This window comes from Sphaerotilus natans (genome assembly GCF_900156335.1).
GTDB classification, from domain to species: Bacteria; Pseudomonadota; Gammaproteobacteria; order Burkholderiales; family Burkholderiaceae_C; genus Sphaerotilus; species Sphaerotilus natans.
Window position 1 is genome coordinate 1 of sequence record NZ_FTMZ01000014.1, and the last position, 17,740, is coordinate 17,740.

At 68.0% G+C, this 17,740-nt stretch carries 13 protein-coding genes; 7 read left to right on the forward strand and 6 right to left on the reverse strand.

Features of this window, described 5'->3' with window-relative positions; all coding sequences use genetic code 11:
* A partial coding sequence (locus BW996_RS12915) for an ISAs1 family transposase (RefSeq protein WP_139330875.1) occupies window positions 1-301 on the forward strand: 301 nt, incomplete at its 5' end.
* Between the two features lie 13 nt (window positions 302-314).
* Window positions 315-1,160: a hypothetical protein gene (locus tag BW996_RS12920; protein WP_037483559.1), complete on the forward strand. Its 846-nt coding sequence runs from the start codon at window positions 315-317 to the stop codon at window positions 1,158-1,160.
* Between the two features lie 74 nt (window positions 1,161-1,234).
* On the opposite strand, the gene BW996_RS12925 is transcribed toward BW996_RS12920, so the two are convergent.
* A complete protein-coding gene (locus BW996_RS12925) occupies window positions 1,235-1,864 on the reverse strand; it encodes a ferritin-like domain-containing protein (RefSeq protein WP_162177993.1) in 630 nt (209 codons plus the stop codon).
* A 108-nt stretch (window positions 1,865-1,972) separates the two neighbouring features.
* A complete protein-coding gene (locus BW996_RS12930; protein ID WP_037483557.1) occupies window positions 1,973-2,695 on the reverse strand; it encodes a Crp/Fnr family transcriptional regulator in 723 nt (240 codons plus the stop codon).
* Window positions 2,696-3,153: 458 nt separating this feature from the next.
* Between BW996_RS12930 and BW996_RS12935 the strand changes: the two genes are divergently transcribed.
* The 3 genes from BW996_RS12935 to mgtA all read left to right on the forward strand — a co-directional run bounded on the left by BW996_RS12935 (window position 3,154) and on the right by mgtA (window position 6,589).
* On the forward strand, window positions 3,154-3,435 hold the full coding sequence (locus BW996_RS12935; RefSeq protein WP_037483556.1) for a DUF1840 family protein: 282 nt from the start codon (window positions 3,154-3,156) through the stop codon (window positions 3,433-3,435).
* Window positions 3,436-3,518: 83 nt separating this feature from the next.
* Window positions 3,519-3,842 (forward strand): hypothetical protein, encoded by a 324-nt coding sequence (locus BW996_RS12940; protein ID WP_037483555.1) that lies wholly within the window; start codon window positions 3,519-3,521, stop codon window positions 3,840-3,842.
* Between the two features lie 68 nt (window positions 3,843-3,910).
* Window positions 3,911-6,589 (forward strand): magnesium-translocating P-type ATPase, encoded by a 2,679-nt coding sequence (gene mgtA / locus BW996_RS12945; protein ID WP_051632086.1) that lies wholly within the window; start codon window positions 3,911-3,913, stop codon window positions 6,587-6,589.
* Here mgtA and BW996_RS12950 read toward each other — a convergent pair.
* A complete protein-coding gene (locus BW996_RS12950) occupies window positions 6,562-7,293 on the reverse strand; it encodes a Crp/Fnr family transcriptional regulator (RefSeq protein ID WP_051632085.1) in 732 nt (243 codons plus the stop codon). The genes mgtA and BW996_RS12950 overlap by 28 nt on opposite strands.
* Between BW996_RS12950 and BW996_RS12955 the strand changes: the two genes are divergently transcribed.
* Window positions 7,292-9,703: a cation-translocating P-type ATPase gene (locus tag BW996_RS12955; RefSeq protein ID WP_245801916.1), complete on the forward strand. Its 2,412-nt coding sequence runs from the start codon at window positions 7,292-7,294 to the stop codon at window positions 9,701-9,703. The two genes, BW996_RS12950 and BW996_RS12955, sit on opposite strands and share 2 nt — an antisense overlap.
* Window positions 9,704-9,732: 29 nt before the next feature.
* Here BW996_RS12955 and clpB read toward each other — a convergent pair whose 3' ends face one another.
* Window positions 9,733-12,321: an ATP-dependent chaperone ClpB gene (clpB, locus tag BW996_RS12960; RefSeq protein ID WP_037483554.1), complete on the reverse strand. Its 2,589-nt coding sequence runs from the start codon at window positions 12,319-12,321 to the stop codon at window positions 9,733-9,735.
* 205 nt (window positions 12,322-12,526) lie between these two features.
* Between clpB and BW996_RS12965 the strand changes: the two genes are divergently transcribed.
* On the forward strand, window positions 12,527-13,105 hold the full coding sequence (locus BW996_RS12965; protein ID WP_037483553.1) for a DUF4337 domain-containing protein: 579 nt from the start codon (window positions 12,527-12,529) through the stop codon (window positions 13,103-13,105).
* Window positions 13,106-13,138: 33 nt separating this feature from the next.
* Here BW996_RS12965 and BW996_RS12970 read toward each other — a convergent pair whose 3' ends face one another.
* Window positions 13,139-14,569, reverse strand: a complete 1,431-nt coding sequence (locus tag BW996_RS12970; RefSeq protein ID WP_241462015.1) for an efflux transporter outer membrane subunit — start codon at window positions 14,567-14,569, stop codon at window positions 13,139-13,141.
* Window positions 14,566-17,736 carry an efflux RND transporter permease subunit gene (locus BW996_RS12975; RefSeq protein ID WP_037483552.1) on the reverse strand — a complete coding sequence of 1,057 codons (3,171 nt, stop codon included), beginning with the start codon at window positions 17,734-17,736 and terminating at the stop codon, window positions 14,566-14,568. The genes BW996_RS12970 and BW996_RS12975 overlap by 4 nt, the downstream gene beginning before the upstream one ends.
* Window positions 17,737-17,740 lie beyond the last annotated feature (4 nt).

Genomic DNA, 17,740 nt, shown 5'->3' on the forward strand with positions numbered 1-17,740 from the left:
CACCGAGTGGCGCTACTACATCAGCAGCACGCAGCTCAGCCCCGAGCGGTTCGAGGCCGCGGTGCGCACGCACTGGGGCATCGAGAACCAGTGCCATTGGGTGCTGGACATGACCTTCTCCGAAGACGACTGTCGCATCCGCGTGGGCGACGGGGCCGAGAACTTCGCCATCCTCAGACGCATGAGCCTGAACCTGCTCAAGCAGGAAAAATCCAGGAAGACCAGTCTCAACATCAAGCGCCAGAAGGCCGCCTGGAGCCCGAAGTATCTGGAGACCGTGCTCGGCATCAGCCCGAAGTAGGGGATCGGGCTTCATGCAATCGCCCTGGCATGCGCTCTCGGGATGCTGTGCGGACGAGGTCGAGACCTTCCGGCGCTATTTCCAGTCCCAGCAGCTCTGGGGAACCCCCCGCCCGGGCGACATCGACTACAGCCAGGTGCTGGAGTTCGATCTGGCCGAAGTCAAGCCAGGCACGACCTGGCTGAGCCGCAGACAGCATCGCCTCCACTGTCCCGGGTCGATGCCGCAGCCCCGGGCGGACCTGCCTGCGCCACGACAGGATGTCGGCATGTCCGCCGGGCCGACCTGGATTTGGAGCGAGGGCTCGACGCGGATCGTGCGCTCCCCGTTCGTGGACGACACCGACCCGAACCGGCCCGGACTTCTGCCCATCGAAGATGCCCGGGCGCTGCTCATCCCGGCAGGAGACACGAGCAGCATGCGGGCCGCCGCACAGGCCTGCCGCGACCAGGGCTCAGCCCTGATCATCTTCGCAGGCACGAACTACGGGGCAGGAGCTTCGGCCGGCCAGCACGGAGCGGCAAAGACCTTGAGGGCGCTGGGCGTGAGCGCTGTCGTGGCAGTCAGCTTCGATCCTGACCATCGGACCGATCTGGTCGCGATGGGCGTGCTGCCGCTCCAGTTCAGCCCAGGCGACAGCGCCGAGGAGCTGGGATTGCAGGGCCATGAACGCTTCGATCTGATCAGCCTGCAGCAGCCACTGGTGCTGCGCCAGCAGGTGTTGCTGCGCGTGCATCGCGCGGACCGCACCACAATCGAGTGCCAGCTGCTCCTGCGCATCGACACCCCGGCCGAACTCGCCTACCTGCGCCCGGGCGGACTTCTGCCGTTTCTCCTGAAACAGCTGCTCGCCGACTGAGCAGCGTCTGGGCTGAGCGTCTGGGCTGAATCGGGCGGGTCGCGAGAGACCCGCCTCTGCCAACCCCCGTCAGTTCATTTCTTCATCCATGCCGTCAATGCAGTCACATGCTTTTCTGCATCACGCAACATGTCATCGATGACTTTCCGTGTCGTCTCGTCACGATGACCCACAAGCAAGGCCATCTGACGATAGAACCGCATGGCGGCACGTTCGGCCGTCAGATTGGCTCCGATGATGATGTTCATGTTGCTCAAGTCTTCATAGCGGACATGACTGCGCCGGTCCATGTACTGCGGAGAATAATCTGGCAGCCCGCCAAGCTGAACGATCCGGCTGGCGAGCCGGTCACAGTTCCTCAGGGCCTGGTTCGAATTGAGGAGAAAGTTCTCCGCGATCCACGGAAAACCCAGAACGATGGCCGAGCCATGGTTTCTTCGATACCGAAGCATGAAGACGCACTGCGTCGCCAGCAGCCTGTCAAGCATCCGCAGCTTGTCGCTGGCCAGGAAAAAGTTGTTCTGGATCACATCGGATGAGCTGCAGTCCTCCGGCAGCATCGGTGTTGTCGGCATGAAATCGTCGCGGTGTTCATCCGGACTGCGGACGACGTCCGTCTTCATGCCGCCCCGAGAAAGAGGAGGGAAAATCGGCAGTGGATCTGGCGATTGCGGGCCAAAGATGCGATTCAGAAAACTGCTCATGATCGATCCACCAGTTGGATGAGTTGCAATTCCGGCACCCGGAAAGAATTCCGATGGTAGGCCCCCTGGCGGCAGGCGTATGTGCGCCATCCAACACTCGGGCAGGACTCAGGTGGCGACCCGATCAGGCAGCAGCCGCTCATACTCGGCACGCACGACCGCATAGCACTCGCAGGTCCGGCGCTCCAGTCCACCACGATCCAGCACATGGATACGCCCTCTGGCGTAGCGGATCAGGCCGGCCCGCTGCAGGCTGAGGGCAGCCTCGGTCACACCTTCGCGGCGCACGCCGAGCATGTTGGCGATCAGCTCCTGGGTCATCATCAGGTCGCTGCCGCTCAGGCGATCCAGGCTCAGCAGCAGCCAGCGGCACAGCTGCTGGTCGAGCGAGTGGTGACGATTGCAGACTGCCGTCTGCGCCATCTGCGTGATCAGGGCCTGGGTGTAGCGCAGCAGCAGGTGCATGACCGGGCCGGAGCGCTCGAACTCCTCCTTGAGCACACGCGACGAGAGCCGAAATCCCTGCCCCGCGCTCTGCACCACTGCCCGGCTGAGCGTGGACTCACCGCCCATGAACAACGGCACGCCCACCAGGCCCTCATGGCCCACCACGGCGATCTCCGCCGAGGCACCGTTCTCCATCACGTACAGCAGCGAGACGATGGCTGTCGTCGGGAAGTAGGCATGACGCGGGCGCCGTCCCGACTCGTGCAGGACAGCACCCAGCGGAAGATCGACCCATTCAAGCTGGTCTTGCCAGCGGGCCAGCTCAGCCTCGGGCAAGGCGGCCAGCAACTGATTCGCCGTGATGGCTGTCTTGTCATGAGACATCCCTTCCCCTTGTGTCGCCCGGAGCGGAACAAATTATTACCAATGGTTTTTCACTATAAACAAAAAAACCTTCAGGACATGTTCGCCAGCGAACAGACGAATGCAGGATGACGACCATTGCGGCTGAACTTCAAGAAAACCCGGTCAGCCATGAAAACCACGCATTGCGCGCCATATGCACTCATCTGAGGCCAAGATCAAAAAATTCCTTTCCGGCGGGGTGTTCCATGTTCAAAAACGCGAAGCCCCTGGCCTCGTCCCGGCGCCTCGAGACGAGGTCGAAGCGGGTATTCTTTACATGGCCGAATGATCTGCGATCGGAACGATGTGGCTCATGCCAGACAGTTTCCGGCCGGCACTTGAGTGCGCCGACGCACAGACGCGAGCGAGAAGCCTTCGTAGGGTCTACAGCATGAAGGGACTGCGCTGGTGCAGGCCCCGAGACCAGAAGGGTTCGCATGAGCTACATCTTCAAGTCCCGTGCCTCGGGAAACCTGCTGCTTGGCGCGCTGGAGGGTGACCGCCTGATGCGCATGGTCGGCCAGGTGCCCGGGCGACCCGGACTGTTGGATCACGAAGAGCTTCCTGCCGCCATCCGCGTCATGGAGCAAAGCGTGGCGCGGCCGCTGCGGCCTGAGCTGGACACCACCGACACGGACAGCCTGCAGTCGATCCTGGAACTGTTCATTACCGCGAGAAACGAGACCGTCGAGGTTCTCTGGGGAGTCTCGACATGCTAGAGCGGGGTCACGCCGCGACACATGGCGGAACGCCTGCCTCTCGGCGTTCGCGTCGCCCGTCAGTGCCCCTGCAGGAGAACCCGATGTCCTTTTCCCATGCCGAGACCCACGATCCTGCCATCGAGCTGGCCGATGCCGGCACGGCACTGTTCACGCTGACAGCCCAGTCCGTCCAGATGGTCGAGATGCTGCGGGACCACATGGCTCAATACGATGAGGTACCAGGTGCCGGCCTGATGTCGCTCGACGACTACCTGGACTGGACACAGCGGACCGTCGAGAACTGGATGACCTTCCAGGCGTCCTGCTCGCGGGGCATGAGCAGCTGCCTCGATCTCGTGATGGAGCCCTGGCTCCATCCGCAGACCGAAAGAGAGACCGGTCCGCATTCCAGCGGCCAGACTTGACGATCCGCAGGCACCCTGCTTCCAAGGCCCGCCCGGGCCTGACGCAGCGACTCGGACGCCGGGGCCGCATGCACTTCCGCCGCAAGCCACTGCTCGACGTCCTGGTGTCCCGGACTGGCGGCAGCCAACCCGGCGACCGGCCTGGAATCGTCACGGCCGATCTGGCCTGGGCCGCCTGCCACCGGCCGGACGAGGTGCTGGCCGTTCTGGAGTCCGGCCCCCAGGGGCTAGATGCTGCGCAGGTCCGGGCTCGGCAGGACCGCGATGGCCCCAACGACATCGGTCACGAGGCCCCTGTGCCGATCTGGATGCGACTGTGGCACGGCTATCTCAATCCTTTCAACCTGCTGCTGACAGTGCTGGCGCTCCTGTCATGGCTGGGCATGGATCTTGAAGCGACCCTCGTGATCGGCACCATGGTGGCACTGAGCACGCTCGTCCGGTTCGTCCAGGAAGAGCGCTCGCACCGGTCGGCAGGGGCCTTGCAGGCCCTGGTGAGCACCACCGCGACCGTGATGCGCGAGCCGGTGACACGGTGGCAGGAGATTGCTCAGCGCGATCTGGTCGCTGGTGACCGGATCGCACTGGCAGCCGGCGACATGGTTCCGGCCGACGCGCGTCTGCTCGATGCCCGCGATCTGTTCTTGTCCGAGTCAGCGCTGACTGGCGAGGCTCTGCCCGTCGAGAAATTCGTGGCGCCCGGCCCGGCCGGCACGCCCGCGCTGGCGCAGCGCAATCTCGTCTTCATGGGAACCAATGTGGTCTCGGGCACGGCAACGGCCGTGGTGGTGTGCACCGGAGAGCGCAGCTGGTTCGGAGCGCTGGCCGCGAGCACGCTGGACACCGAGGTGCAGCCAGGCACCTTCCTGGCCGGGGTGAACAGCGTGAGCTGGATGCTGATCCGCTTCGCGATGACGATGGCGCCCCTCGTGTTCCTGATCAGCGGCCTGACACGCCACGACTGGCTGGAGGCCTTCCTGTTCTCGCTGTCGGTGGCCGTGGGGCTGACGCCGGAGATGCTGCCGATGATCGTCACCTCCACGCTGGCGCGGGGGGCAGTCCGGCTGGCCCGCCGCAAGGTGGTGGTCAAGCGGCTCGACGCGATCCAGAACTTCGGCGCCATGGATGTCCTGTGCACCGACAAGACCGGCACCCTCACGCAGGATCGGATTGCGCTGTCACGCCACACAGACGCTTTCGGCACACCTTCGGAGGCGGTGCTTGGCCTGGCCGCGCTCAACAGCCGTTTCCAGACCGGGCTGAAGAACCTGCTCGATCGCGCGGTGCTCGAGCATGTCGACCTGGGTGGAGGCGATCAGCAGGGGGCCGAGCTTGCCCGCAAGATCGACGAGATTCCTTTCGACTTCCAGCGGCGACGCATGTCGGTGCTGGTCGCGCAGCCCGGCGATGGCCTGCCAGACCGCCATGAGCTGATCTGCAAGGGGGCGGTCGAGGAGGTGCTGACCGTCTGCGACCGGGTCCGCATGAGCGTGCATGACGGCGGTGGCGAGCGGCGGCTGGACGCAGAGCTGCTCGCGCGTACGCTGGCATGCACAGGCGCGCTCAACCGCGAGGGGCTGCGGGTGGTGGCGGTGGCGGTCAGGACGCTGCCGCCGTCCCGGCTCGACTGCACGGTGGCCGACGAAGCAGGCCTGACGCTGGTCGGCTACATCGGATTCCTCGACCCGCCCAGGGACTCGGCCGCTCCGGCGCTGCGCAGGCTGGCCGGGCACGGCATCCAGGTCAAGGTGCTGACCGGCGACAACGCGCTGGTGACCGAGGGCGTGTGCCGGCAGGTCGGGCTGCCGCCCGGGTCGATCCTGCTCGGCACGGACATCGAGGCGATGAGCGATGCCGAGCTGCAGGCCGAAGCCGCTCGGCACCATCTCTTCGCCAAGCTCGATCCGATGCACAAGCAGCGCATCGTGCGTGCGCTGCGGGCCGGCGGCCATGTGGTGGGCTTCCTCGGCGACGGCATCAACGACGCGCCGGCACTGCGGGCAGCCGACATCGGCATCTCGGTCGATTCGGCAGTGGACATCGCGCGCGAAGCCGCGGACATCATCCTGCTGGAGAAGAGCCTGCTGGTGCTCGACGACGGCGTGATCGAGGGCCGCACCACCTTCTGCAACATGCTCAAGTACATCCGCATGACCACCAGCTCCAGCTTCGGCAACGTCCTGAGCGTGCTGCTGGCCAGCGCCTTCCTGCCCTTCCTGCCCATGCTGCCGCTTCAGCTGCTGGTACAGAACCTGATGTATGACATCAGCCAGACCGCTCTGCCCTTCGACCGGGTCGACGACGACCTGCTGGAGCGCCCACTGGCCTGGAATCCGTCTGGCATCGGTCGCTTCATGCTGTGCTTCGGGCCGGTCAGCTCGGTGTTCGACCTGGCCACCTTCGCGCTGATGTGGTGGGTGTTCGGAGCAGACGATCCGACGCGACAGAGCCTGTTCCAGAGCGGCTGGTTCGTCGCAGGTCTGCTCACGCAGACGCTGGTGGTGCACCTGCTGCGCACGCCCAGGATTCCCTTCGTCCAGAGCCGGGCGTCGGCAACGCTGCTGGCCATGACCGCTGCCATCGTGGTGGCGGGCGTGTGGCTGCCGATGGGCCCGCTGGCCTCGCATTTCAGGCTGCAGGCGCTGCCCGCGGCCTACTTCGGCTGGCTGGGGCTGATCCTGCTGGGCTACGGCATGCTCGCCACACTGGTGAAGAGGATCTACATCCGGCGGTTCGGCTGGCAGTGAGTACCCCGGTCATCCAGGCCTTCCCCCATCACATCGGCAAGGATCCGGCGCTGCCCGGCATAACACGCGCAGGCCTTGGCCTCCAGGCGCGCACGGTCCAGGACAGTGATCGTCCCGCGGTGGCAGTGGATCAGGCCATCGCGCTGCAGTTCGCCGATCGCCAGGGTCACCCCGACGCGACGCAGACCGAGCATGCTGGCCAGGAAGGCGTGAGTGAACTGCAGCTGGTCATCACTCGCCCGGTCGTGGCTCATCAGCAGCCAGCGCGCCAGGCGCGGCCCGAGCAGATGTTCGTGAATGCAGGCGGCGGTCAACGCCTGCTGCGCCAGCAGCACGTAGACATGGCGCAGCACCTGCCGGCGCAGCACACCGCTGCGCTGCAGTTCCCGGCGGAAGACCGCGGCCGGCGCACGGTACGCCAGGCCTTGACCCTGGATCAGCGCCTGCCAGGGCGATGCGCCCACGCCCAGCGCCCACTGCCCGCCAAGCAGGCCCTCACGGCCCACCATGCCCACCTCCAGCCCGCGCGGGCCCCCGGTGCGCGTGATCAGCGAGATGAAGCCGCTGCTCGGGAAATATACATGGCCGGCAGGATCTCCGGCTTCGCACAGCACCTCGGACGGCCGCAGCACGAACTCGTCGCAGACCCCGAGCATCCGGTCGCGATCGGGCTGAGGCAAGGCGGCCAGCAACTGGTTCGACATGAAGGTCAGGGCCTGGGGCGGACAGGAGCGGCGGGCCGCGACAGGCGCGGTACCCCGCCAGTCTGCCCGCGCGCACGCCGATCCACTGTCTGCCAGCGCACAGACCGGTCCGCCGGACGGCCTGATCGTCCGGAACGAGCCGGGGTATCCGTACCGGACAAGGAGGCATGCGATGGTTCCAGGGATTCAATCCGATTCAGGCCTGTCGTCCGAGCAGGCCGCGCAGGCCCTGGCGGCGCAGGGGCCCAACACGCTGCCGGACACGACGCACCGCGCCTGGTGGTCGACGCTGGCGGAGATCCTGCGCGAGCCGATGTTCCTGCTGGTCCTCGCGGCCGGGCTGCTCTACCTCGGCTTCGGCGACCGGCGCGACGGCCTGACTCTGCTGGTGTTCGTGCTGGTCACCCTCGGCATGACCTTGTACCAGCAGGGCCGCACGACACGGGCCATCGAGGCGCTGCACGCCCTGACCGTGCCGCAGGCACGGGTGGTGCGCACGCTGGCCTGGATGGCCCTGGGGCTCAGCGCGGTCATGGTGCTGCTGCACGGCCTGCTGCGCGGAGACTGGCTCCAGGCCTTGCTGGCCGGCGTTGCGCTGGCCATGGCCATGCTGCCCGAGGAATACGCGGTGGTGCGGACCGTCTTCCCCGCCCTTGGCGCTCACCGGTTGTCGAAGGAAGGCGTGCTGACGCGGAGCATCCCAGCCATCGAGACGCTCGGTTCGATCACGGTGCTGTGCAGCGACAAGACGGGCACGCTGACGGAAAACCGCATGACGGTGGCGCATCTGGTCGCCGGCCCGCAGCTGCAGGAGCGGATCGACCTGCCCGCGCTGGTCGGCCAGATGCGCCTGCCCGCGCCCTTCCTGCCGCTGCTGGAAAGTGCCCTGCTGGCCAGCGTGGCGGAACCTTTCGATCCGATGGAGCAGGCGATCCACCGGCTGGGGCGGTGTGTCCTGTCCGGCCCGGACCTGGCGCATCCGGGCTGGCGCCTGGTGCAGGTCTACGCGCTCAGCCCGGCGCTGCGCGCCCTGTCGCAGGCCTGGACCGTGCCTGGGCAGGAGAAGCAGAGGGTGGTCACCAAGGGGGCGCCTGAAGCGGTGATCGATCTGTGCCACCTCGATGCACAGCGCAGACGCCAGGTCGAGGCGCTCGTCGACGAGATGGCCGCGCGCGGACTGCGCGTGCTGGCGGTCGCCCGTGGCTCCTTCTCAGGCCGACGCTGGCCGGCCTGCGCGCATGATCTCGACTTCGACTTTCTGGGGTTGCTGGGCCTGTCCGATCCGGTCCGCGCGGAGGTGCCGGGCGCGGTGGCCGAGTGTCGGGCCGCCGGCATCCGCGTGATCATGATCACCGGCGACCATCCCGTCACCGCACGGGCGGTCGCGCAGGCTGCCGGGCTGGAGCTGCCCGCCGGCTGCCCGGACGCTCTGCTGTCGGGACATGAACTCGCGGCCCTGGACGACGAGGCCCTGCGCCAGCGGATGGCCACGGTGCGCGTGTGCTCGCGCATCGCGCCCGAACAGAAGCTGCGCATCGTGCAGGCGCTGCAGGCGCGCGGGGAGATCGTCGCGATGACCGGGGACGGCGTGAATGATGCGCCAGCGCTGCGGGCCGCGCATGTCGGCGTGGCCATGGGCAGGAGGGGCACCGATGTGGCGCGGCAGGCCGCCGCGCTGGTGCTGGTCGATGACGACTTCGCCGCCATCGTGCGGGCGATCCGCGCGGGCCGGCGCATCTTCGACAACCTCGGTCGGGCGATGGCCTACACCCTGGCGGTGCATGTGCCGATCGCCGGCATGGCGCTGCTGCCGGTGCTGGTCGGCTGGCCGGTGCTGCTGCAGCCGATGCACATCGCGCTGCTCGAGCTGGTCATCAATCCGGCCTGCTCGGTCGCGTTCGAGAACGAGCCGGCGGATCCGTCCGTCATGCGCCGGCCGCCGCGCGATGTGTCCGCCCCGCTCCTCGCGCGCGGCATGCTGTGGCAGGCGGCATGGCAGGGGCTGGGCGTGCTCGCGGTGGTCATGGCGGGCTTTGCGTGGATTTTGCCGCTGCGCCCGGAGTCCGAGGCGCGGGCCTTTGCCTTCGCCATCCTGGTGAGCGCCAATCTGGCGCTCATCCTGTCGAGCCGCTCCGCCGTCGATCCCCTGCCCGTCACGCTGCGCATCCCGAATCGGAACCTCTGGATCATCGTGATCCTGGCCTTCGTGCTGCTGCTGTGTGCCCTTCAGCAGCCTCTGATGGCCCATGTCATGCGGTTCTCCCCGCTGTCCGTGCAGGATCTGGCCTTGGCATGCAGCCTGGGTCTGCTGAGCGTGCTGTGGTTCGAGCTCGTCAAGGCCGCACGAGCTTGCCTGCATGCGCCCGCAAAGGCCCTCCGCGAAGGCACGCAGAGTGGAAAAGCGTGCTAGCGTGCCCCGCAGTGCTCAGGGGAGCACCCTCAGTGCACCGTCCGCCCGAAGCTGAAGCCGCCGTCCGCCGCCACCTCGATCGGAATCACGTCCTTCGGCCCGAACTTGCCCTCCAGGATGAGCTTGGCCACCGGGTTCTCGATGCGCTGCTGGATGGCGCGCTTCAGCGGCCGCGCGCCGAAGACCGGATCGAAGCCGACCTTGGCCAGCTCGGCCAGCGCCGCGGGCGACACCTCCAGCTGCATCTCCATCTTCGCCAGCCGCGCCTCCAGGCCCTTGAGCTGGATCTTGGCGATCGACGCGATGTGCGTCTGGTCGAGCGCGTGGAAGACCACCGTCTCGTCGATGCGGTTGAGGAACTCCGGGCGGAAGTGCTGCTTGACCTCGCCCCAGACCGCGTCCTTGATGTCCTCGGGCGGCTGGCCGGCCATCGCCATGATCAGGTGCGAGCCCAGGTTGCTGGTCATGACGATCACGGTGTTCTTGAAGTCCACCGTGCGGCCCTGGCCGTCGGTCAGGCGGCCGTCGTCGAGCACCTGCAGCAGCACGTTGAAGACGTCCGGGTGCGCCTTCTCGACCTCGTCGAGCAGCACCACGCTGTAGGGCTTGCGCCGCACCGCCTCGGTCAGATAGCCGCCCTCGTCGTAGCCCACATAGCCCGGGGGCGCGCCGATCAGGCGGCTGACGGTGTGCTTCTCCATGAACTCGCTCATGTCGATGCGGATCATGTGCTCTTCCGAATCGAACAGGAAGCCCGCCAGCGCCTTGCATAGTTCGGTCTTGCCCACGCCGGTCGGGCCCAGGAACAGGAAGCTGCCCAGCGGCCGGTTCGGGTCGGACAGGCCCGCGCGGCTGCGCCGGATCGCGTCCGACACCGCCACGATCGCCTCGTCCTGGCCGACCACGCGCTCGTGGAGCTTGCCCTCCATCTTCAGCAGCTTGTCGCGCTCGCCCTGCATCAGCTTGGACACCGGAATGCCGGTGGCGCGGCTCACCACCTCGGCGATCTCCTCGGCGCCGACCAGGGTGCGCAGCAGCTGCGGCTTGCCGCCGGCGGCCTTGCCGGCCTCCTTGGCCTGCGCCTCCTTCAGGCGCTTTTCCAGGTCTGGCAGCTTGCCGTACTGCAGCTCGGCCACCTTGTCGAAGTTGCCCTTGCGCTTCAGGTCCTCGATCTGCACGCGGATGCGGTCGATCTCCTCCTTGACCTGGGCCGAGCCCTGGGCCTGCGCCTTCTCGGCCTTCCAGATCTCTTCCAGGTCGGCGTACTCGCGGCCCAGGCGCTCGATCTCCTCCTCCAGCAGGCCCAGGCGCTTGATCGAGGCCTCGTCCTTCTCGCGGCGCACCGCCTCGCGCTCGATCTTCAGCTGGATCAGCCGGCGGTCGAGCTTGTCCATCACCTCGGGCTTGGAGTCGATCTCGATCTTGATCTTGGCCGCCGCCTCGTCGATCAGGTCGATGGCCTTGTCGGGCAGGAAGCGGTCGGTGATGTAGCGGTGCGAGAGCTCGGCCGCGGCGACGATCGCCGGGTCGGTGATCTCCACGCCGTGGTGCACCTCGTACTTCTCCTGCAGGCCGCGCAGGATGGCGATGGTCGCCTCGACGCTGGGCTCGTCGACCAGCACCTTCTGGAAGCGGCGCTCCAGCGCGGCGTCCTTCTCGACGTACTTGCGGTATTCGTCCAGCGTGGTCGCGCCGATGCAGTGCAGCTCGCCGCGCGCCAGCGCGGGCTTCAGCATGTTGCCCGCGTCCAGCGCGCCCTCGCCCTTGCCGGCACCGACCATGGTGTGCAGCTCGTCGATGAACAGGATGATGCGGCCCTCGTCCTGGCTGACTTCCTTCAACACCGACTTCAGGCGCTCCTCGAACTCGCCGCGGAACTTGGCGCCGGCCAGGAGGCCCGCCATGTCCAGCACCAGCACGCGCTTGTCCTTGAGCGACTCGGGCACCTCGCCGTTGACGATGCGCTGCGCCAGGCCCTCGACGATCGCGGTCTTGCCCACGCCGGGCTCGCCGATCAGCACCGGGTTGTTCTTCGAGCGGCGCTGCAGCACCTGGATGGCGCGGCGGATCTCGTCGTCGCGTCCGATCACCGGGTCGAGCTTGCCCAGACGGGCGCGCTCGGTCAGATCGAGCGTGTATTTCTTCAGCGCCTCGCGCTGGCCCTCGGCCTCGGCCGAGTCGACGTTCTGGCCACCGCGCACCGCGTCGACCGCGCCTTCCAGCGCCCGGCGCGTCAGGCCGCAGGCGCGCACCGCGTTGCCGTAGTCGGTCTTGGCGTCACTCAGAGCCAGCAGCACGATCTCGCTGGCCAGGTACTGGTCGCCGCGCTTGGAGGCTTCCTTCTCGGCCGCCTGCAGCAGCGCGATCAGCTCACGTCCGGGCTGGAGCTGCGCGCCTTCGACCTTGCTGATGCGCGAGAGCGCCGCGTCGGTGGCCTCTTCCAGCGCACGCAGGCTGACGCCGGCGCGCTGCAGCAGCGAGCGCGGGCCGTCGTCCTGGTTCAGCAGCGCCTGGACGAGGTGCGGGGGTTCGATGTAGGGGTGGTCGGCCGTGTTGGCCAGGCTCTGCGCGTCGGCCAGGGCCTGTTGCAGCAGCGTGGTGAGCTTGTCGAGTCGCATGGGGATGTTTCCTCCGGTTGAGCTGCACTTGGGGAGGCGCCGAAGGCATTTCAAGGGGCGGACGTCACGCACGGCCTCGATGCGCTTGAGCCGCATCAAGCCCCTGCGCCGACCAGGGCGACTGCGGCACAATCGCGCCCGGCCGACCATCGGCCTGATCTTTCATTTCAGTCGCCCACTTGGGGCGAGCAAGGAGCATTTCCCGATGTCCGGTCACGGCTTCCATGTCCACGGTCCGCATGACCACGAGCTCGAGCACGCGGCCCACCACGCCGACAAGGACCCTTTCGCCAGTCGCATCGCGGTGACCACTGCGGTGCTGGCCACCGTGGGCGCGCTGTTCGGCTACATGGGGGGCGCCACCCAGGCCAACGCCAGCCTGTACAAGAACAACGCCGCGATCAGGAAGACCGAGGCGTCCAACCAATGGAACTACTACCAGGCCAAGAGCAGCAAGCAGAATCTCTCCGAGCTGGCCATCGTCATCGTTGCCGAAGACCAGCGCGACCGCTACCGCCAGGAGATCGATCGCTACAAGGAGGAGAAGGCGCAGATCAAGGCCAAGGCCGACGCGCTGGAGGCCGAGGCCCGCGACTGGGACCAGCGCTCCGACGCCGAGATGCATCTGCACCACCGCTGGGCCCAGGCCACCACCGCGCTGCAGGTCTCCATCGCGCTGGCGGCCATCGCGCTGCTGACGCGCCGGCGCTGGCTGGAGGTGGGCCTGTACGGCGTGGCGGCGATCGGTGCGGGCCTGGGCGTGGCAGCAGTGCTGCACCTCTGAACGAATTCAGACCGGGCCATGCGCCCGCTCGACTCACCCGCCCAGCACCTTCCACAGCGCCACCCGGTTGAGCTGCTCGCCCAGGCGCACCTGCACCAGGGCCTGCTCGGCCGACAGCAGGCTGCGCTGAGCGTCGAGGCGTTCGAGTTCGCTGGCCGCGCCGTTCTGATAACGCAGATCGGTCAGGCGGGCGGTCTCGCGGATCGCGTCGAGCTGGGTCTGCTGCGCGGCGAGCTGGTCGCGCCAGGTGTCCAGACCGGCCAGCGCATCGGCGGTGTCGCGGAAGGCGGACTGCACCGCCTTCTCGTACTGGGTGACCGCGATGTCGCGGGCGATCTTCGCGCCCTCGAGGTTGGCCTTGTTGCGGCCGGCGTCGAAGACGGTCGCCAGCAGCTGCGAGCTCATCGTCCAGGCGAACTGGCCGGCGTTGAACAGGTCCGACAGCGAGGTCGAGGCCTGACCGGCGCTGGCGGTCAGCGTCAGGCGCGGGAAGAAGGCCGCGCGGGCCACGCCGATGTTGGCGTTGGCGGCCACCAGCTGCTGCTCGGCCTCGATCACGTCCGGGCGCTGCAGCAGCACCTGCGAGGACAACCCCACTGGCACCGGCGCGAGCGTGTCGCCCGCCATCGCCGAGGTCGAGGCGGTCGGCAGCAGCTCGGCCGGCACCGGGCCGCCAGCCAGGAGGGTCAGCGCGTTCAGGTCCTGGTCGCGCTGACGCTGCAGCTGCGCGCGGGCCGCGCGGGCCTGCTCCAGCAGCGTGCGCGCCGACTGCAGCTCCAGGGACGAGGCCGCGCCCTTGTCGAAGCGCAGCTGCGCCAGCTTCATCGAGGCCTCGCGGCTCTCGACCAGCCGGCTGGTGCTGGCCAGCAGATCGGTGTCGGCCGCCAGCGTCAGCCAGCTCGAGGCCACGCCGGCCACCAGCGCCAGCTCGGCGCTGCGCCGGCCGGCCTCGCTGGCCAGCACCTGGGCCTGCGCGGCCTCGCCCAGATTGGCCAGGCGACCGAACAGGTCGACCTCCCAGCCGCTGACCTGCAGGCCGGCGGTGTAGCTGCGCACCGTGCTGCCACCGCTGGGCGTGGCCGACTGGGTCAGGCCGACACCGACGGTGGGCAGGCGGTCGGCGCGGGTCACGCCCAGCTGCGCCTGCGCACGCTGCACGTTCAGCACCGCCAGGCGCAGATCGCGGTTGCGCTCCAGCGAGAGCTTCACCAGCTGCTGCAGCGGCGCAGACCGCAGGAAGTCCGGCCAGGCGGTGGAGGCGGCGCTGGCCGGGGCCGAGGCGGCCAGCGAGGCCGGCAGCGGCAGCTCGGCCGGCACCGGCGCGGCCGGGCGCTCGTGGCGCGGCGCCAGGCTGGTGCAGCCCGCCAGCACCAGGGCCGCCACCAGCGTCGAGCCCAGGGAAAGCGAGCGCGGGAGCGAGCGCGGGTTCGTGGAGATCAGGTTGGAGATCATGTCGACGGTCACTTCTTCTCGTCCTTCAGCAGAGCGGCCAGTTCGGCATCGGCGACCGTGCTGAACTGCCCCGGCGCATGCGGCACCTCATGGCCGCCCGGGAACAGGCGGCGGATGACGACGAAGAACACCGGCACCAGGAACACCGCCAGCACGGTCGCCGTGATCATGCCACCCATCACGCCGGTGCCGATCGCGCGCTGGCTGGCCGAGCCGGCGCCGGTCGAGATCGCCAGCGGCAGCACGCCCAGGATGAAGGCGAACGAGGTCATGATGATCGGGCGGAAGCGCAGGTGGCAGGCGGTGAGCGTCGCCTCCAGCAGGCCCTTGCCCTCGGCCATCAGGTCCTTGGCGAATTCGATGATCAGGATGGCGTTCTTCGCCGACAGGCCGATGATGGTGATCAGGCCGACCTTGAAGTAGACGTCGTTGGGCATGTCGCGCATCCACACCCCGGCCAGCGAGCCCAGGATGCCCAGAGGCACCACCAGCAGCACCGCCACCGGGATCGACCAGCTCTCGTAGAGCGCGGCCAGGCACAGGAACACCGCCAGCATCGAGAACGCCAGCAGGATGGTCGCCTGCGAGCCCGAGAGCTTTTCCTCGCGGGACTGGCCGGTCCACTCGAAGCCGAAGCCCGGGGGCAGCTGCGCGGCCAGGCGCTCCATCTCGGCCATGCCCTCGCCGGTCGAGCGGCCCGGGGCCACGTCGCCGGAAATCTTCATCGCCGGATAGCCGTTGTAGCGCACCGTCTGCACCGGGCCGGTCACCCAGCGGGTGCTGGCGAAGGCAGAGAACGGCACCTGCTGGCCCTTCGTGTTGGTCACGTTGAGCTTGAGCAGGTCCTCCGGCGCCATGCGCGCCGGCGCGTCGGCCTGCACGATCACCCGCTGCAGGCGGCCGGCGTTGGGGAAGTCGTTGACGTAGGTCGAGCCGAAGGCGGTGGCCAGCACCGAGGCGATGCTGTCGTAGCTCACGCCCAGGGCGGCAGCCTTCTCGCGGTCGATGTCGAGCTTGACCTGCGGCGCATCCTCCAGGCCGTCCGGGCGCACGCCGGCCAGCACCGGGCTCTGCGCAGCCATGCCCAGCAGCTGGTTGCGCGCGGCCAGGAGCGCGTCATGGCCCTGACCGGCGCGGTCCTGCAGCCGGAAGCTGAAGCCGGTGGCGTTGCCCAGCTCGGGGATGGGCGGCGGCGACAGCGGGAAGACAAAGGCGTCGCGGATCTGCATCATCGCGCCGAAGGCCCGGCCGGCCAGCGCCTGCGCGCTGTGCTCGGGGCCCTGGCGCTCGCTCCAGTCCTTCAGCGGCACGAAGGCGAGCGCGGCGTTCTGGCCCGAGCCCGAGAAGCTGAAGCCCGTCACGCCGACCACGCGGTCCACCTCGGGCTGCTTCAGGAAGAAGCCCTCGACCTGCTGCAGCACCGCCTCGGTGCGGCTGACGGTGGCGCCCGGCGGCAGCTGGACGTTGACGATCAGGTAGCCCTGGTCCTCGTTGGGCAGGAAGGAGGTCGGCAGCCGGGTGTAGAGCCAGCCCACCGCCGCCAGCACCGCGACATAGATGACCATCCAGCGCCCGGCCTTGCGGATGATGCGCGCCACCAGGCCTTCGTAGCCGTGCGTGGTGCGGCTGAACACCCGGTTGAAGGCGCCGAAGAAGCCCTTCTTATCGTGGTGGCCGCCCTCGATCGGCTTGAGCAGCGTGGCGCACAGCGCCGGCGTCAGCGCCATCAGCGCCGAGAACAGCATCGAGGCCACCATCGACAGCGAGAACTGCCGGTAGATGTTGCCCACCGAGCCGCTGAAGAAGGCCATCGGCACGAACACCGCCACCAGCACCACGGTGATGCCGATGATGGCGCCGGTGATCTGGCCCATCGCCTTGCGGGTGGCCTCGGCCGGGCTCAGCCCCTCCTCGGCCATGATGCGCTCGACGTTCTCGACCACGACGATGGCGTCGTCGACCAGGATGCCGATCGCCAGCACCATGCCGAACAGCGTCAGCACGTTGATCGAGAAGCCGGCGGCCAGCATCACGCCGAAGGTGCCCATCAGCGCCACCGGCACCACGATGGTCGGAATGATGGTGTAGCGCCAGTTCTGCAGGAACAGGAACATGACCAGGAAGACCAGCGCGATGGCCTCGAGCAGCGTGTGGATCACCTGCTCGATCGAGATCGAGACGAACTTCGAGCTGTCGTAGGGCACCTCGTAGCTCACGCCCTCGGGCATGAACTTCTGCAGCTCGGCCATGCGTGCGCGCACCGCCTTGGCCGTGGCCAGCGCGTTGCCGCTGGGCGCGAGCTGGATGCCGATGCCGGTGGCGGTCACGCCGTTCAGGCGCGAGGTGGTCGCATAGGCCTGGCCGCCGAGCTCGATGCGCGCGACATCCTTCAGCCGCACGCTCGAGCCGTCGGCGTTGGCGCGCAGCAGGATGCGGCCGAACTCCTCCACCGAGGTGAACTGGCCCGAGACGCTGACGGTGGCGTAGAAGCTCTGCGCAGCCGGATTGGGCGTGCCGCCCACCGTGCCGGCCGAGACCTGCACGTTCTGGGTGCGGATCGCATTGACCACCTCGGCCGTGCCCAGGCCGTAGCCGACCAGCTTGGCCGGATCGATCCAGACGCGCATCGCGCGCTCGGTGCCGAAGAGCTGGGCCTGGCCGACGCCGGGCACCCGCAGCAGCTCGGGCTGGATGTTGCGTGCGGCATAGTCGCCCAGCGCCACAGGGTCATAGGCCGGATTCTTCGAGCTGAGCATGACGAACAGCAGGAAGTTCGAGCGCGCCTTGTCCACGCGCACGCCCTGCTGCGTCACCGCCGAGGGCAGGCGCGGCGTGGCGCGGCTCAGACGGTTCTGCACCTCGATCTGCGCGATCGAGACGTCGGTGCCCGGCTCGAAGGTCACGGTGATCGAGCCCGCGCCGCTGGCGTCGGCGCTCGACTCCATGTAGATCAGGCCGGGCGCGCCGTTGAGCTCCTGCTCGATGACCGCCAGCACGCTGTCCTCGAGCACCTGCGCCGAGGCGCCAGGATAGGCGGTGGAAATGATGATGGAAGGCGGCGCGACCGTCGGGTACTGCGCCACCGGCAGCTTGGTGACGGCGGCTGCGCCCAGCACCAGGATGAACAGCGCGATCACCCAGGCGAAGATCGGCCGGTCGATGAAGAATCGGGAAGACATCGTG

Coding starts and splice junctions, on each gene's coding strand:
- BW996_RS12920 (WP_037483559.1), top strand. CDS start 315: ATGCAATCGCCCTGGCATGCGCTCTCGGGATGCTGTGCGGACGAGGTC.
- BW996_RS12925 (WP_162177993.1), bottom strand. CDS start 1,864: ATGAGCAGTTTTCTGAATCGCATCTTTGGCCCGCAATCGCCAGATCCA.
- BW996_RS12930 (WP_037483557.1), bottom strand. CDS start 2,695: ATGTCTCATGACAAGACAGCCATCACGGCGAATCAGTTGCTGGCCGCC.
- BW996_RS12935 (WP_037483556.1), top strand. CDS start 3,154: ATGAGCTACATCTTCAAGTCCCGTGCCTCGGGAAACCTGCTGCTTGGC.
- BW996_RS12940 (WP_037483555.1), top strand. CDS start 3,519: ATGTCCTTTTCCCATGCCGAGACCCACGATCCTGCCATCGAGCTGGCC.
- mgtA (WP_051632086.1), top strand. CDS start 3,911: ATGCACTTCCGCCGCAAGCCACTGCTCGACGTCCTGGTGTCCCGGACT.
- BW996_RS12955 (WP_245801916.1), top strand. CDS start 7,292: ATGAAGGTCAGGGCCTGGGGCGGACAGGAGCGGCGGGCCGCGACAGGC.
- BW996_RS12950 (WP_051632085.1), bottom strand. CDS start 7,293: ATGTCGAACCAGTTGCTGGCCGCCTTGCCTCAGCCCGATCGCGACCGG.
- clpB (WP_037483554.1), bottom strand. CDS start 12,321: ATGCGACTCGACAAGCTCACCACGCTGCTGCAACAGGCCCTGGCCGAC.
- BW996_RS12965 (WP_037483553.1), top strand. CDS start 12,527: ATGTCCGGTCACGGCTTCCATGTCCACGGTCCGCATGACCACGAGCTC.
- BW996_RS12975 (WP_037483552.1), bottom strand. CDS start 17,736: ATGTCTTCCCGATTCTTCATCGACCGGCCGATCTTCGCCTGGGTGATC.